Source organism: Rahnella sp. CG8, from assembly GCF_023701875.1.
GTDB classification, from domain to species: Bacteria; Pseudomonadota; Gammaproteobacteria; order Enterobacterales; family Enterobacteriaceae; genus Rahnella; species Rahnella aceris.
Window position 1 is genome coordinate 22,380 of record NZ_JABAED010000028.1, and the last position, 16,960, is coordinate 39,339.

15 protein-coding genes are annotated in these 16,960 nt (G+C 50.4%); 4 read left to right on the top strand and 11 right to left on the bottom strand.

Translation table 11 applies throughout. The features are described 5' to 3' along the window. The 10 genes from skp to rpsB form a co-directional block, all read right to left on the bottom strand. Entirely contained in the window at positions 1 to 498 is a 498-nt protein-coding gene (gene skp / locus HGO41_RS21045) for a molecular chaperone Skp (protein ID WP_013574202.1), read from the bottom strand. A 152-nt stretch (positions 499 to 650) separates the two neighbouring features. Further along, positions 651 to 3,071: an outer membrane protein assembly factor BamA gene (bamA, locus tag HGO41_RS21050; RefSeq protein ID WP_013574201.1), complete on the bottom strand. Its 2,421-nt coding sequence runs from the start codon at positions 3,069 to 3,071 to the stop codon at positions 651 to 653. Positions 3,072 to 3,107: 36 nt separating this feature from the next. Then, a complete protein-coding gene (rseP, locus tag HGO41_RS21055) occupies positions 3,108 to 4,463 on the bottom strand; it encodes a sigma E protease regulator RseP (RefSeq protein WP_013574200.1) in 1,356 nt (451 codons plus the stop codon). Positions 4,464 to 4,505: 42 nt separating this feature from the next. Continuing rightward, positions 4,506 to 5,354 (bottom strand): phosphatidate cytidylyltransferase, encoded by an 849-nt coding sequence (cdsA, locus tag HGO41_RS21060; RefSeq protein WP_013574199.1) that lies wholly within the window; start codon positions 5,352 to 5,354, stop codon positions 4,506 to 4,508. A gap of 9 nt (positions 5,355 to 5,363) precedes the next feature. After that, on the bottom strand, positions 5,364 to 6,122 hold the full coding sequence (gene ispU / locus HGO41_RS21065) for a (2E,6E)-farnesyl-diphosphate-specific ditrans,polycis-undecaprenyl-diphosphate synthase (RefSeq protein ID WP_013574198.1): 759 nt from the start codon (positions 6,120 to 6,122) through the stop codon (positions 5,364 to 5,366). A gap of 289 nt (positions 6,123 to 6,411) precedes the next feature. Then, positions 6,412 to 7,608: a 1-deoxy-D-xylulose-5-phosphate reductoisomerase gene (gene ispC, locus HGO41_RS21070; RefSeq protein ID WP_112152492.1), complete on the bottom strand. Its 1,197-nt coding sequence runs from the start codon at positions 7,606 to 7,608 to the stop codon at positions 6,412 to 6,414. Between the two features lie 158 nt (positions 7,609 to 7,766). Continuing rightward, entirely contained in the window at positions 7,767 to 8,324 is a 558-nt protein-coding gene (frr, locus tag HGO41_RS21075) for a ribosome recycling factor (protein ID WP_013574196.1), read from the bottom strand. Positions 8,325 to 8,432: 108 nt separating this feature from the next. Next, entirely contained in the window at positions 8,433 to 9,164 is a 732-nt protein-coding gene (gene pyrH, locus HGO41_RS21080; RefSeq protein ID WP_013574195.1) for a UMP kinase, read from the bottom strand. Between the two features lie 160 nt (positions 9,165 to 9,324). Continuing rightward, positions 9,325 to 10,176, bottom strand: a complete 852-nt coding sequence (tsf, locus tag HGO41_RS21085) for a translation elongation factor Ts (RefSeq protein ID WP_013574194.1) — start codon at positions 10,174 to 10,176, stop codon at positions 9,325 to 9,327. A 147-nt stretch (positions 10,177 to 10,323) separates the two neighbouring features. Continuing rightward, a complete protein-coding gene (rpsB, locus tag HGO41_RS21090) occupies positions 10,324 to 11,049 on the bottom strand; it encodes a 30S ribosomal protein S2 (protein ID WP_013574193.1) in 726 nt (241 codons plus the stop codon). 367 nt (positions 11,050 to 11,416) lie between these two features. Here rpsB and map point away from each other — a divergent pair, with 367 nt between their 5' ends. From map to HGO41_RS21110, 4 genes are all read left to right on the top strand, one after another. After that, positions 11,417 to 12,208, top strand: coding sequence for a type I methionyl aminopeptidase (gene map / locus HGO41_RS21095; protein ID WP_013574192.1), 792 nt, complete (start codon positions 11,417 to 11,419; stop codon positions 12,206 to 12,208). Between the two features lie 110 nt (positions 12,209 to 12,318). Beyond that, positions 12,319 to 15,009, top strand: coding sequence for a bifunctional uridylyltransferase/uridylyl-removing protein GlnD (glnD, locus tag HGO41_RS21100; protein WP_250981366.1), 2,691 nt, complete (start codon positions 12,319 to 12,321; stop codon positions 15,007 to 15,009). 46 nt (positions 15,010 to 15,055) lie between these two features. Next, entirely contained in the window at positions 15,056 to 15,880 is an 825-nt protein-coding gene (gene dapD, locus HGO41_RS21105) for a 2,3,4,5-tetrahydropyridine-2,6-dicarboxylate N-succinyltransferase (protein ID WP_013574190.1), read from the top strand. A 144-nt stretch (positions 15,881 to 16,024) separates the two neighbouring features. Then, entirely contained in the window at positions 16,025 to 16,414 is a 390-nt protein-coding gene (locus HGO41_RS21110) for a DUF3461 family protein (protein ID WP_013574189.1), read from the top strand. Between the two features lie 92 nt (positions 16,415 to 16,506). Here HGO41_RS21110 and HGO41_RS21115 read toward each other — a convergent pair whose 3' ends face one another. Continuing rightward, on the bottom strand, positions 16,507 to 16,956 hold the full coding sequence (locus HGO41_RS21115; protein ID WP_013574188.1) for a flavodoxin: 450 nt from the start codon (positions 16,954 to 16,956) through the stop codon (positions 16,507 to 16,509). Between the last annotated feature and the right edge of the window lie 4 nt (positions 16,957 to 16,960).

Sequence of the window (16,960 nt, forward strand, 5' to 3'; positions counted from 1 at the left end):
TTATTTAACCTGTTTCAGCACATCAGCAGTAATGTCTTTGCTATTGTCAGCATATGCAATGGCATTAGCATCGATAACAACGTCATAACCTTCTTTACTTGCTACAGTTTTCACAGCGTCCTGAATACGGCTCAGGATTTTGTTGCGCTCTTCGCCCTGACGACGACGGTTGTCCTGGTCGAATTGCTGCGCTTTTGCAGAGAATGCTTCACGCTGAGCCATTACGTCTTTTTCAAGTTTAGAACGGTCGCTGGCTTTCATTGTAGAGCCATCGCGTTGCAGACGTTGCATTTTGGTTTGCAGATCACGTTCCTGAGATTGCAAATCTGTCGCACGGCTTTTGAACTCGTTTTCCAGCTGTTTTGCTACAGCTTCACGAGCAGGCATTTGTTGGAAAATACTTGCTACGTTAACGATAGCAATTTTATCAGCAGCCTGAACGCTAGCTGAAGAAGCCATAACTAAACCGAGGCCTGCGGCATATAACCACTTTTTCACTATAAACTCCTTCCATCACCCGTTGTGCCATATGGCACATTAAATTACACAAAACACCTGACATGAAAACAATACACGGGCCGAAACCCGTGTATGAGATTTATCATCAGGCCATTGCGATTCTGCTGGACAACTTCTGCCCGGACAGAACGTTACCAGGTTTTACCAATGTTAAACTGGAACTGTTCTGCCTTATCGCCTTCATATTTCTTGACCGGTTGTGCGTAGGAGAAGACCAATGGTCCAAGTGGAGACATCCACTGCAACGCAAGACCCGAAGAAACACGAATGTTACCTGGTTTACTGTAATCAGGAACGCCTGCCGCAATAGTCTGCGGGGTGTTTTCCCAACCTGTATCCCAAACAGTACCGCTGTCCACGAACAGGGAAGTACGCAATGAGTTAGCGTATTTCTCGCTAACAAATGGAGTCGGAACAATCAGTTCAGCACTCAATACTGCCATTGCGTTACCGCCAACTGCGTCGTTTGAGTTATCAATCGGACAGCCGCTGTAAGATGTGTTAGCCGTAGTACATTTGTAGTATGCCGCTTTTGGACCAATGGTGTTCGACTGGAAACCACGAACACTGCTTGAACCACCGGCATAGAAGTTGTCGTAGAACGGCACTTCTTTACCGCCAAGACCGTCTGCGTAACCTGCACGCGCACGGCCCATCAGCACCCAGTCACGATCCTGATTTAGCGGCATATAACTGGTTGAATCAAATGTAATTTTATAATATTCGTTATCAGAACCCGGAACGGTTACTTTACCGTTCAGACTGGCTTTCGTCCCAGATGTCGGGAAGTAGCCACGGTCGAGATTGTTATAACCCCAGCCGAGGTTGGCGAAGAAATCATTCGCACTAAAGTCAGCATCAGCATTGTCACTGGTGGTCACCGGCGGTTTCAGCCCAACAGAGTTCAGATAACGGAACATAGCGATCTGTGGTTCCATATTGGACAGATCGTTGTGTACGTAATCCAGACCCAGGCGCAATGAGTTATTTTCATTGATTGGGAAACCAAGATTACCGCCAATACCATAACTTCTGTTGGTATAGCTGGACAGGTCCGCATCATCAGCTTTGAAGTCGTTATAGAAGATACGACCACCCAGACTTACGCCATCAACGGTGAAGTAAGGGTCAGTGATAGTGAATTCTGCATATGTCTGGTAATCGTTTTTAGTACCGCTGATGCCAACAGAATTACCCGTACCCAGCCAGTTATCCTGCTGGACACCCACCTGGAAGCTGACACCACTCTCAGTACCGTAACCCACACCAAAGTTGAAGCTACCGGTGTTACGTTCTTTCACTTTGTAGACAACATCAACCTGATCAGGCGAACCTGGAACACGCTGCGTATCAACATCAACCGTTTCGAAATAACCCAGACGGTTCAGACGCTCTTTACCTTTATCGACCAGATCGTTGCCCAACCAGGCACCTTCCATCTGACGCATTTCACGGCGCAGTACGCTGTCCTTACTGGTGTCATTACCTTCAAAACGGATATGACGTACATAGAAACGGTTCCCCGCATCAACGTTGATATGCAGTTTGACGGTCTTGTCTGCATCATTAATTTCTGGCTGTGTAGTCACACGCGGATAGGCATAGCCATAACGACCCAGCATCTGCTTGATGTCGTTTTCCATTTTGGTGACTTTGGCGCCGTTATACAGCTCGCCTTTATCAATTTTAGTCAGGCTTTGAACTTCTGCTGAGTGACCCGCCATGCTGCCAGTCACTTCAACGCCAGAAAGTTTGTATTGCTCACCTTCTGTGATGTTCAGCGTAATGTAGATGCCTTTTTTGTCCGGCGTCAGGCTGACCTGAGTCGAATCAATGTTGAAACGGGCATAACCGCGATCCAGATAGAAACTACGCAGGGTTTCAAGGTCACCCGCGAGTTTTTGTTTCTGATATTTACGGTCACCGACCACGTTCCACCATGGCACTTCATCACGCAGCTGGAAGCGTGAAATCAGATCATCGGTCGTAAAGGCATGGTTACCAACAATGTTGATCTGCTGAATTTTGGCAGAAACACCTTCGGTGAAGACCAGCTTCAGATCAACACGGTTACGTGGCAAAGGGGTCACAACCGCTTTTACCGATGCACTGTATTTACCGACGCTGTAATAGAAGTCTTCGAGACCTTTCTCGATGCTGCCGATGGTTGTACGGTCAAGGGCTTCGCCAACACGGACGCCAGAGGCCTCCAGGTTTTGCTTCAGCATGTCATCTTTCACCGATTTGTTACCGGAGAAAGTAATGCTGGCAATAGTTGGACGTTCTTTGACCTGAACAATCAGAGAATTTCCATCGCGCAGGACACGAACATCCTCGAAGTTGCCAGTGGCAAACAATGCACGAATGGTATTACTGATATCATCGTCAGTCACCGTATCACCGACGCGAACCGGCATATTGAGTAACGCCGCACCGACGGCAACTCGCTGCAGGCCTTCGAAATGAATATCTTTCACTACGAAACCGTCTGCACCGTATACGGTGGCGCTGCCAAACAGCAGCGACGCTATGAGCAACTTTTTGATCGCCATCGTTGTTATGCGTTCTTCCTAACCTAATCTCCGGCCTTAAAGACGGGAGAAATCATTGAAAAGTGCAAGCCCCATCAACAACACCAGCAAAACTGAACCAATGCGGTAACTGAAGTCCTGAACTCGCTCGGAAACTGGCCCACCTTTAAGCTTTTCTATTGCGAGAAACAGCAGGTGTCCACCATCTAATACCGGTAATGGGAAGAGGTTGATGATCCCCAGATTGACACTAATGAGTGCCAAAAACGTGAGGTAAGACACCAAACCATATTCAGCTGACATTCCTGCGCCCTGTGCGATGGATATTGGGCCACTCAGATTGTTCAGCTTCACATCTCCGGTAATTAACTTACCCAGCATGCTCACTGTGAGTTTCATCAGTTGCCAGGTTTTATCCCCGGCCTCATAAAACGCCACAAACGGGCCATACTGACGGATTGTTTTATATTCATCAGGCAGCGGTATCACTTTCGGTACCACACCAGCAAAACCCTGTATCTTGCCTTTACCTGCGGACTTCGTGTCCGGCGTCAGTGTTAACGCGACGGGATTCCCCGCCCGCTCAACTTCCAGTGCAATTGGTTTACCCGGATTGTCACGTACCTGTATGACAAACGACTGCCAGCTTTCCAGAATCTGACCATCGACTTTAACGATCCTGTCCCCGGCTTGCAAACCCGCCTTTTGCGCGGCTGAATCTGGCTGCACCTCCTGCAGAACAGATTCTATCTGCGGCCCTCTGGGAATCATACCCAGAGACACCACCGGATCCTGCTTTTCAGGATCAAACTGCCATTGACGCAAATCCAGAGTTTTCTCAACGACCTGGGACGAGCCAAATTGCGCCACATCAACCGTCGTTTGATCATCACCAATTTCGCCGACTAACGCCATACGAACTGAATCCCAATCAGGCGTTTCGATACCCGCAACAGATTTTAGTTCCATTCCGGGTGAAATATTGGATTGTGCGGCAATTGAATTTGCAGTGACATTTGCCACGACAGGACGCACGCTCGGCACGCCGATGACGAAGATCAGCCAGTAAGCAAAAACAGCAAAAATGAAATTGGCGATCGGCCCGGCGCTGATGATAGCAGCGCGCTGCCAGATTTTTTTGTTATTGAAAGATTGGTGGCGGAATTCAGGCGCTACAGCCTCGACGCGCTCGTCGAGCATCTTAACGTAGCCTCCGAGAGGAATGATGGCCAGAACATACTCTGTTCCCTGACGGTCAGTCCGGCGCCATAGCGCGCGTCCAAAACCGACAGAAAAACGTTCGACACGCACACCACAACGACGAGCAACCCAGAAATGGCCGAACTCGTGCACGGTGATAAGCACCCCCAATGCGACGATAAAGGCGGCCAGGCTCCAGAGTATGTTCATCATATGTCTAACTATTCCTTAGGAAACTTCACCGTCACAGACGGATTAATACACTAACAGCATCAGACAGGCGAATACAGGCACCGCAGCCGTCAGGCTGTCGATACGATCCAGTATTCCGCCGTGACCAGGGATCATATGACCACTGTCTTTGATCCCTGCCTCGCGTTTAAACATACTTTCCGTCAGGTCGCCCAGCACAGAAGCCAGCGCGGCAACAACGGAACAAATCAATAAGGTCGACGGTACCACATCAAGTGGTGCATAGCGGCCAAATAGCCAGGCTATGAGGGCTGAAGTCAGAAGACCGCCAGCAAACCCTTCCCAGGTTTTCCCCGGGGATACTTTAGGCGCCAGTTTATGCTTACCAAATAATTTACCAAACAGGTAAGCGCCGGAGTCTGCCCCCCAGACCAGTAGCATCACATATAACAACCACCATGCGCCAGTATGATGATTTTCTGCATAACCGTATTGGCGCAGTGCGACCATACCCCAGAAAAACGGCACAATAGTCAGTATGCCAAAGACTAAGCGCAGCACACGGGAATGGCGCCAGAAGGCTGCCGAAGCAGGATATCCAACCACCAGCACCAATGCCAGACACCACCACGCAAGCGCAGCCCATAATGAGCCTCCGACTTGCAACAGATGCACGCTTTGCTGGTAAGCAGGTATGCTCAGCATCATCGCTGCCAGCAGGAAACCACATAATATAGCCAGCCAGATGCGCTGATTACGGCTTGCAAAACCGGCCAGTTGCCCCCACTCCCACGCTGCCAGCATGCACACAACTAACGTCACGATGGCAAAACCGACAGGCGGTAATAAAAAGAGTGCTGCAATAACAATCGGTATTAAAATCAGAGCTGTGATAATGCGATACTTCAGCAAATGTTCTCCCTAGGACGCATTGGCGCCGATAGGTGTAGTCCCCCCGAAGCGGCGCTCGCGTTGTGCAAAAGCAGTCAGCGCACCTTCAAAGGTATTTTCATCAAAATCAGGCCAGAGGACATCGGTAAAGTAGAGCTCCGCGTAGGCAATTTGCCACAGCAAAAAGTTACTGATCCTATGTTCCCCACCGGTTCTGATCACCAAATCGACGGGTGCCAGTTCGCTCATACAGACCGCTGAATTCAGCAATTCTTCTGTAATCTGTTCTGCCCGAAGCGTGCCGGCTTCAACCTGACCCGCCAGAGTCTTAACGCCTTGAATAATATCCCATCGGCCACCGTAATTCGCGGCAATGTTCAGGGTAAGACCGTCGTTATTTTGAGTCATTGTTTCTGAACGACGAATGCGTTCCTGCAGACGAGCACTAAAGCGACTGACGTCGCCAATGACCCGAAGCCTGACATTATGTTTATGCAAGCTTTTGACTTCACTGTCTAATGCACGGACGAACAACTCCATCAATGCGGAGACTTCCTGGGCCGGACGATTCCAGTTTTCACTACTAAAGGCATAAAGCGTGAGTGCATCAAGGTGATGACTGGCAGCAAAACTTACCGCTTTGCGCACCGACTTCACTCCCGCTTTATGACCGAATACCCTCATTTTACCCTGACGTTTTGCCCAGCGTCCGTTACCGTCCATGATAATGGCAACATGGCGAGGTTGAGAGCAATACATATCAGACATCTGTTGATTTTCGAGGGACATAACGCGTACTCATTTCCTTTTATCAGAACACAGCGGCTTTCTGGCTGGCATAACATTCTTCTGGCTGACGACGCCACAACAGTTAGCTGGCGGCACACCTTTCTGTCGCTGGTGCGACTACACGCGCAAAAAAGCCGTGTCCCCCTTGCAGGCACGGCTTACACTGACAGATCACCGATTCCACCTTTAACACTCAGGCCCTGAAAAGCCAAATCTACTGTCAGTGTGGCGCAGACTATACCATTTCAATGTGATGCTAACAAACTGCTGCATAAGTACAAAAACAGCCTTATAGCGCAAATGTATGAAGTTTCTCACGTGCACTGGCTCTCGCCTGCGCGTCGATCTCCAACACTTCCTCAACAGAATCAGGTTCAGCGCTCACTAACTGCTCCATCACCTGACGATTCAGGCCAGCAATGTCAGTAAAACGAATCTCACCATTGAGGAACGCGGCCACCGAAATTTCATTCGCGGCATTCAGTGCCGTCGTCGCTGCCTGCCCGGTGTTGCTGGCTTCGATAGCCAATTGCAAACAAGGATAACGTGCGTAATCCGGTGCACTGAAAGTCATCGCACCCATTTTACAAAAATCCAACGCTTCGACGTCAGTTCTGACTCTGTGCGGATATGCCATGGCATGCGCAATTGGGGTACGCATATCCGGCGAGCCAAGTTGAGCCAGCACGCTGCCATCGCAATAACGCACCATGGAATGGATCACGGATTGCGGATGGATAATCACTTCCATCTCAGCAGCAGAGGCATTAAACAACCAGCGGGCTTCAATATACTCCAGCCCTTTATTCATCATGGTTGCCGAGTCGACGGAAATTTTACGCCCCATCGACCAGTTGGGATGCGCGCAAGCCTGATCAGGAGTGACATCGCGAAATTTATCCAACGGCAGTTCGCGGAACGGGCCACCGGATCCGGTTAAAATAATGCGGGAGATCCCGTGGCTTTCGAGGGAAGCATATCCCAGCTGTTTTTGAATGGATTCAGGCAAACTCTGGAAAATAGCGTTATGTTCACTGTCGATAGGCAATAGCTGAGACTGACTATGGCGGACAGCGTCCATAAAAATGCGCCCGCAGGTCACCAGCGATTCTTTGTTAGCCAGAAGTACCTGTTTACCTGCGCGGACAGCAGCAAGTGTCGGTAACAAGCCCGCAGCCCCCACGATAGCCGACATCACCTGATCCACATCATCAAGAGCGGCCAGTTCAGTCGCCGCATCGGGTCCGGAAAGCACCTCGGTACGGCTTCCCTGTTCAGCCAGAATGGCTCTCAGCGCACGGGCAGAAGATTCATCCGCCATCGAAGCATAGGCAGGGTGAAACTCAAGACACTGCTGCGCCATAACGTCAACATTGCGCCCTGCAACCAGTGCTTTAACGGAGAAATCGTCAGGGTTAGACCGGACAACGGAAAGCGTGCTGGTGCCGACAGACCCTGTCGAACCAAGAATAGTCATTTGTTTCATGAAAATGCCCGGGATAGCGCTCGTAAATTCGGAAAGTGCACAGTCTGAAACCTCTTATCTGGCTTGTCCATGAGATTGTTCGAACAGGTAAAAAATTTAAAGCCCGATAAAAGACAAAGCGCCGCAATTGCGGCGCTTTGGAAGAAATTCAAGCCGGATTAGAACTCCATTAACTCGGCTTCTTTCTCGCTCAGAGCAACGTCGATTTTCTTGATGAAAATATCAGTCAGTTTCTGAATATCGTCCTGGGAACGGCGATCTTCGTCTTCGCTGATTTCTTTATCTTTCAACAGTGCTTTGGTTTTATCGTTCGCATCGCGGCGGACGTTACGGACAGAGACACGGCCCTGCTCTGCTTCGCCACGCACCACTTTGATCAAGTCTTTACGACGTTCTTCGGTCAGCGCTGGCAATGGAACACGAATTGTCGCGCCTGCAGAAGACGGGTTCAGACCCAAATCAGAGGTCATGATCGCTTTTTCAACAGCAGCGCTGATAGAGCGGTCAAAAACAGAGATTGCCAGAGTACGGGAATCTTCCACCGTCACCTGTGCCAGCTGACGCAGAGGCGTTGCTGAACCGTAGTATTCCACCATGATGCCATCCAGGATGCCCGGAGATGCACGGCCGGTACGGATTTTGCTGATATGCGTTTTGAATGATTCAACGCATTTTTCCATGCGAATTTCAGCGTCTTTTTTGATTTCGTTAATCACGTTGTGAACCTTTGAAAGCTGATTACCTGGCAGACCATAACATCAGTATAGTCCGTGAATACTCATGCCAGCAGAGGCTGGCTGAACGTAATGTTCAATTGTGAAGGATCACTCCGCTTTAGAAATCAGCGTTCCTTCATTTTCACCCATCACCACGCGACGCAGTGCACCAGGCTTATTCATGTTGAAAACGCGAATTGGCAGATTGTGATCGCGGGCCAGCGTGAAGGCCGCCAGATCCATCACTTTCAATTCCTGTTCCAACACTTCCTGATAGGTCAGTGTTTCGTAGAGTGTCGCTTCCGGATTTTTCACCGGGTCGGCAGAATATACGCCGTCAACTTTGGTCGCTTTTAATACCACATCAGCTTCGATTTCGATCCCGCGCAGACACGCTGCTGAGTCAGTGGTAAAGAAAGGATTGCCGGTACCGGCGGAGAAAATCACCACACGGTTATGACGCAGCAAGCTGATGGCTTCTGCCCAGCTGTAATTATCACAAACACCGTTCAAAGGGATTGCAGACATCAGGCGTGCGTTAACATAGGCGCGGTGTAATGCATCACGCATTGCCAGGCCATTCATGACAGTCGCCAGCATACCCATATGGTCGCCTACAACACGATTCATGCCCGCCTGTGCCAGACCCGCGCCACGGAACAAGTTACCGCCGCCGATCACAACACCTACCTGAATGCCGAGTTCGACCAGCTCTTTTACTTCCTGAGCCATGCGATCTAATACACTCGCGTCGATACCAAAACCTTCACTACCCTGCAGGGCTTCGCCACTGAGTTTGAGCAGGATACGTTGATAAACGGGTTTCGCATTGGTAGCCATGGTGTCTGTCCTAGAAGCAATGTGTCTTAATGGATAGTCAGTCTTTACATCATAGCGCTGTCTGAATGACATTCACGCACAATGTAATAGGAATTTGGGGCTGGATAAAACGGAACCGCCCTTTCGCAGCGGTTCCATTTTAGGGTGTATCAGATACTGATTAAGACTGTTTAGTCATTGCTGCAACTTCAGCAGCAAAGTCAGTCTCAACTTTCTCGATACCTTCGCCCACTTCGAAGCGGATGAAGTTAGTCACGTCAGCGCTATGTTCTTTCAGAACCTGACCCACAGTTTTGCTTGGGTCGATAACGAAAGGCTGACCAGTCAGAGAAACTTCGCCGGTGAATTTCTTCATGCGGCCTTCAACCATTTTCTCTGCAATCTCTTTTGGCTTGCCAGACTGCATCGCGATGTCCAGCTGAACCTGGTACTCTTTTTCTACCACTTCGGCAGACACATCTTCAGGCTTAACGAATTCTGGTTTGCTTGCTGCAACGTGCATAGCAATTTGCTTAACCAGTTCTTCATCAGCGCCTTTAGCAGCAATCAGAACGCCGATACGAGCGCCGTGCAGGTAGCTGCCCAACACGTCGCCTTCAAGGATTTGAACGCGGCGAATGTTGATGTTCTCACCGATTTTAGCAACCAGCTGAATACGTTCTTCTTCGAACTGAGCTTTCAGGACTTCAACGTCAGTCACTTTGCCTGCAACAGCAGCGTCCAGTACTTTGTCAGCGAAAGCCTGGAAACCAGCATCTTTAGCCACGAAGTCAGTCTGGCAGTTAACTTCCAGAATCACGCCGAAGTTACCTTCGATTTTGGTTTTGATCACGCCGTCAGCAGCTACGTTGCCTGCTTTTTTCGCCGCTTTGATCGCGCCAGATTTACGCATGTTTTCAATTGCCAGCTCGATGTCGCCGTTAGCTTCAACCAGAGCTTTCTTACAATCCATCATGCCAGCGCCAGTACGTTCGCGCAGTTCTTTTACCAGGGCAGCGGTAATATCAGCCATTGTATTTTCCTCGATTATCTCAGTGCAAAAAGGGTTTTTGCGGTGAGATATTTCTCGCATTTAAGATAAGCAAAGGGGGCCAATAAAGGCCCCCTAACCAACATATTTCAATACCTGGTTAATAAGGGCTCTGCTGAGCTTGCCTTATTATTCAGCTTCTACGAAGCTTTCTTCTGCCTGAACAGCCAGATCTTGCGAACGGCCTTCACGAACAGTGGCAGCAACAGCGCTCAGGTACAGATTTACTGCACGGATTGCGTCATCGTTACCTGGGATAACAAAGTCAACGCCATCCGGATCGGAGTTGGTATCAACAATGGAGAATACCGGGATACCCAGGTTGTTAGCTTCTTTGATTGCAATGTGTTCGTGATCAGCATCGATAACGAACAGAGCATCAGGAAGACCACCCATATCCTTGATACCACCCAGGCTGTTTTCCAGCTTAGCCAGTTCACGAGTACGCATCAGCGCCTCTTTCTTGGTCAGCTTCTCGAAGGTGCCGTCCTGAGACTGAATTTCCAGATCTTTCAAACGTTTGATGGACTGACGAACTGTTTTCCAGTTAGTCAGCATGCCGCCCAACCAGCGATGGTTCACGAAGAACTGGTCGCAGTTGTGTGCAGCTTCTTTTACCGCTTCGCTTGCTGCGCGTTTAGTACCAACGAACAGGATCTTACCTTTACGGGAGGAGATCTTCTGCAACTCAGCCAGAGCTTCGTTGAACATTGGAACAGTTTTCTCAAGGTTGATGATGTGAACCTTGTTACGAGCGCCGAAGATGAATGGCTTCATTTTCGGGTTCCAGTAACGGGTTTGGTGACCGAAGTGAACACCGGCCTTGAGCATGTCGCGCATGGAAACAGTTGCCATGATAAAACCTCTATTAAGTAGTTGGGGTTATGCCTCCACGTATCCCATACAACCGACCCTGCAGAACGAATTCCCAAGGCACCCCGGCGTATGTGTCGATACGTGTGTGTTATTACTTACGTTAATAAGTACACAATGAGTGATTTTGGCTTTAATCCCTCAGAGTCGTAAGACCCAGAGCGGATTGCCGGCGCGCTTTATACCATAAATAACGGCCCGGCAGCAACTTTTGTTCACCGGATTGCTTCCCGGGAAATGATAGTTTGGCAGCAAATATCAGGGCTGATACCATAAGCCACAGCTAATTATTGACGACATCGGTGTAGAAATAAAGCACACCTGATGCACAGAACCCGCAGGACAACACATGGCTATTTCAATCAAAACCCCTGAAGACATCGAAAAAATGCGCGTTGCTGGCCGTCTGGCCGCGGAAGTGCTGGAAATCATTGAGCCTTTCGTTAAACCGGGCGTCAGCACCGGCGAGCTGGATCGCATTTGTGCCGATCACATCGTGAACAAGCAACAGGCGGTTTCTGCCTGCCTGGATTACCACGGCTTCCCGAAATCTGTCTGTATTTCCGTTAACGAAGTGGTGTGCCACGGTATTCCGAGCGAAGACAAAATTTTGAAAGATGGCGACATCGTCAACATTGATGTCACGGTCATTAAGGATGGTTTCCATGGTGACACCTCCAAAATGTTCATCGCGGGTAAACCGACGATTCTGGGTGAGCGTCTTTGCCGTATCACGCAGGAAAGCCTGTATATCGCACTGCGCCTGATCAAGCCAGGTATCCGCCTGCGCACGTTGGGTAAAGAGATCCAGAAGTTCGTTGAAGCCGAGAAATTCTCTGTGGTACGCGAATATTGCGGTCACGGCATCGGTGAGGGTTTCCACGAGGAGCCTCAGGTACTGCATTACGATGCGGATGACGGCGGTGTTGTGCTTCAGGCGGGTATGGCGTTTACCGTTGAACCGATGGTCAACGCAGGCGATTACCGTATCCGCACCATGAAAGACGGCTGGACAGTAAAAACTAAAGATCGCAGCTTGTCGGCTCAGTACGAGCATACTATTGTGGTGACAGATAACGGTTGTGAAATTATGACGCTGCGTAAGGATGACACCATTCCGGCTATCCTGACGCACGACTAAACAGTCACCCGCTCTGCGGAGAGGGTATAAATCTGTGAATCAAGCCGGCGAAAGCCGGTTTTTTTTATCTTTCACGTTTATTGGTCTCTCACGTGTAGGGCTGCGCACCCATGATTGAAAACTTCCCGGCTGAAAAGAGCGTACTACTGCAAACCACGCAGGATCTCGCCCGTACTTTTCCGCTACAACCGGCCTCCCCTTCTGTCTATCCGGACGACGATTTAAACCGTCAGAGCCTGAAACAGCATATGGAACAGTTTCAGGCATGGCTGGCGGATGCCTTCAATGCCGGGCAACAGGCTGAAGAACTGGTAGACGCACGGACGCATTACATCGATCAGCTGTTACAGCGTCTGTGGACCTTCTACGGCTTCGACAATATTCCGGAAACCGCGATGGTGGCCGTAGGCGGCTACGGGCGCGGCGAATTGCATCCTTTATCGGATATCGATGTTCTGGTGCTCAGCCAGAAACGGCTTAACGATGAACAGGCATTGCGCATCGGTGAACTGATTACCTTGCTGTGGGACGTTAAGCTGGAAGTCGGACACAGCGTGCGTACGCTGGAAGAATGTCTGCTGGAAGGATTGGCTGATTTAACCGTAGCCACCAACCTGATCGAATCCCGCCTGATCTGCGGCGATGTCGCGCTGTTTCTCAGTATGCAGAAACACATTTTCAGCGACGGATTCTGGCCTTCGCCAAACTTCTTCCGCGCCAAAATTGATGAACAAAATGAACGCCATCTGCGTTATCACGGCACCAGTTATAACCTTGAGCCAGATATCAAAAGCAGCCCCGGCGGCCTGCGCGACATTCACACCATTTTATGGGTAGCCCGTCGTCATTTTGGCGCCACATCGCTGGACGAAATGGTGGCCTTTGGTTTTCTGACCAAAGCTGAGCGCAACGAACTGCTGGAATGTCAGAGTTTCCTGTGGCGAATCCGTTTTGCCCTGCATTTGCTGCTGCCCCGCTACGACAACCGTCTGCTGTTCGACCGCCAGCAAAGTGTGGCGCAATTGCTGCAATATCAGGGCGAAGGCAATCAGCCCGTCGAACGCATGATGAAAGATTTCTACCGCATGACCCGCCGGGTCGGCGAGCTGAATCAGATGTTATTGCAGTTGTTCGATGAAGCGATTCTGGCCATCGGCCCGAATGAAAAACCACGGCCGCTCGATGAAGATTTCCAACTGCGTGGCGATCTGATTGATCTGCGGGACAGCACGCTCTTTGACCGCCGTCCGGAAACTATCATCAGCATGTTCCACCTGATGGTGCGCCATCGCGAAATCAAAGGGATTTACTCCACCACCGTCCGCCTGCTGCGCCATGCCCGTCGACATCTCAAAGAGCCGCTATGCATGATCCCGCAGGCGCGCGAAATGTTTATGTCGATCCTGCGCCATCCGGGCGCCGTGTCACGCGCGCTGGTGCCTATGCACCGCCACAGCGTGCTGTGGGCATATATGCCGCAATGGGGGCAGATCGTCGGGCAGATGCAATTCGACTTGTTCCACGCGTACACAGTCGATGAACATACCATTCGCGTGCTGCAAAAACTTGAAAGCTTTGCTCACGAAGAAACCCGGCCGAAACATCCACTCTGTGTGGAGCTGTATCCGCGGCTGCCACAGCCTGAACTGTTGCTGATGGCCGCCCTGTTCCACGATATTGCCAAAGGCCGCGGTGGTGATCACTCGATTCTCGGCGCGCAGGATGTGCTGGAATTTGCCGAACTGCACGGGCTGAATTCCCGTGAAACCCAGTTGGTCTCGTGGCTGGTTCGCTGTCACTTGCTGATGTCAGTGACGGCACAGCGCCGCGATATTCAGGATCCTAATGAAATCCAGCAGTTCGCCGCAGAAATGCAGACCGAAGTTCGCCTGCGCTATCTGGTCAGCCTGACCCTGGCGGATATCTGTGCTACCAACGAAACCCTGTGGAACAGCTGGAAACAAAGCCTGATACGCGAACTGTATTTTGCCACCGAAAAGCAATTGCGCCGCGTCATGCAAAACACGCCGGATCTTCGCGAGCGCGTGCGTCATCACCGCCTTCAGGCGCTGGCATTGCTGCGTATGGATAATATTGATGAAGAAGCGCTGCACCGTATCTGGAGCCGCTGCCGGGCAGATTATTTCCTGCGCCATTCACCCAATCAACTGGCATGGCACGCAAGACACCTGCTGGAACATGACTCCACCAAACCGCTGGTGCTGGTCAGCCGTCAGGCAACGCGCGGCGGGACCGAGATATTTATCTGGAGCCCTGACCGACCGTATCTGTTTGCCACCGTCGCCGGTGAGCTGGACAGGCGTAACCTGAGCATTCATGACGCGCAGATTTTCACCAATCGCGACGGCATGGCGATGGATACTTTCATTGTACTGGAACCGGACGGCAGCCCGCTAGCACAAGACCGGCATGAAGCCATTCGTTACGCGCTGGAACAGTCGATGACGCAGGCTTATCAGCCGCCGCGTGCGCGACGTCCTTCGCCGAAACTGCGTCATTTCAGCGTGCAGACCGAAGTCAGTTTCCTGCCGACGCATACCGACCGCCGGACGTATATGGAACTGGTGTCGCTGGATCAACCCGGTCTGCTGGCACGCGTCGGGGAAGTCTTCTCTGATCTCGGCCTGTCGCTGCACGGTGCGCGCATCTCGACCATCGGCGAACGCGTAGAGGACTTATTTATTCTGGCAAATGGCGAGCGTCGTGCGCTGGATAAGCAAACTCGCCAGGAAATCACACGCCGGTTAACTGAGGCACTCAACCCTGGCGATAAAATGTGATACAAGTACCACTATCTTTTAAAACCAATTCAGGAAAGAGAACAGGATGCAGCAACTACAAACCGTTATTGAACAAGCCTTCGAGCGCCGTGCAGACATTACTCCGGCTAACGTTGACAGCGTAACGCGCGACGCTATCACTGAAGTTATCAGCAAAATCGACAGCGGCGAATTGCGCGTTGCTGAGAAGATTGATGGCGAATGGGTGACGCATCAGTGGCTGAAGAAAGCGGTACTGCTCTCGTTCAGAATCAATGACAACCAGGTGATGGAAGGCGGTGAGAGCCGTTACTTCGATAAAGTGCCCATGAAATTCGCTGACTACGATGAAGCGCGTTTCCAGCGTGAAGGTTTCCGCGTGGTGCCACCTGCTGCCGTGCGTAAAGGCGCATTCATTGCACGCAACACCGTGCTGATGCCTTCTTATGTCAACATCGGCGCTTACGTTGATGAAGGCACCATGGTTGATACCTGGGCGACTGTCGGTTCTTGTGCGCAGATCGGTAAAAACGTTCATCTGTCCGGTGGCGTAGGTATCGGCGGCGTTCTGGAGCCACTTCAGGCGAACCCGACTATCATCGAAGACAATTGCTTCATCGGCGCGCGTTCAGAAATCGTTGAAGGCGTGATCGTGGAAGAAGGCTCGGTGATTTCCATGGGTGTTTACATCGGCCAGAGCACCAAAATCTATGACCGTGAAACTGGTGAAGTGCATTACGGCCGCGTACCAGCGGGCTCCGTAGTGGTTTCCGGCAACCTGCCTTCTAAAGACGGTAAATACAGCCTGTACTGCGCTGTCATCGTCAAGAAAGTAGATGCGAAAACTCTGGGCAAAACCGGCCTGAATGAGTTATTGCGCACAATCGACTAAACTTAAAAATAGCGGGTATTGTTTTAAAAAATAACCCGCTATTTTTTTATCTTCTAAACGGCAAACTGTGCAATTAATCAATGATTAAAGCCGCCGTTCAGTTCATCATGACACTCTGATTTTCTCCTAAACGAAGGTGGCGCTATGTATGACAATCTGAAAAGCCTGGGCATTAATAATCCCGACGATATTGATCGTTACAGCCTGCGTCAGGAGGCCAATAACGATATTCTGAAGATCTATTTCCGCAGAGATAAAGGCGAGTTTTTTGCTAAAAGCGTGAAGTTTAAATACCCGCGCCAGCGTAAAACCATCGTTGCCGATAATGCCGGTCAGGGTTATAAAGAAATTCATGAGATCAGCCCAAATCTGCGCTATGTGATTGATGAGCTGGATCAAATCTGTCAGCGTGATCAGGTAGAAGTGGATCTGAAACGTAAAATTCTGGATGACTTACGCCATCTTGAATCTGTCGTGGCGAATAAAATTTCTGAGATTGAATCTGATCTGGAAAAACTCACCAACGGCCGCTGATAAATTCCGGTCAGAAGATGTGAATACAAAAAAGGTCAGGCGTTTGCCTGACCTTTTTATTTCTTGCGCGCAGAACGGCAAAGGGTGTGACGTTATTTAAGCAACTGTCCCCATTTTTCCACCCACGGAATCGCAACGGTTTCCGGTTCGGCAGTTTCCATGGCGTCAATTTCCAGCATTTCGCCAATGCGCGATGCGCCTTGTTCCTGCAATAAATCATCCAGCTTATGGCCGCCGCCACAGAAATGATCGTAGCTGATATCACCCAGCGCAATCATGCCGTAACGCAACTCCGGCTGATAGCCCACGGTGTCACGGATGGCGACATACAAAGGCGCGATGCTGTCCGGCAAATCCCCCTGACCGGTAGTCGACGTCACAATCAGCACAAAGTGATGACGGTAATATTGCCAGGCTTCAAGCGTGCCTTCTTCAAACAGTTTCACGTCATGACCCTGGCCTTTCAGCACGGTTTCCGCTTCCTCTGCCACCAGTAACGCATTGCCGTATACCGTACCGACAAAAATTCCGACTTCTGCCATGGGT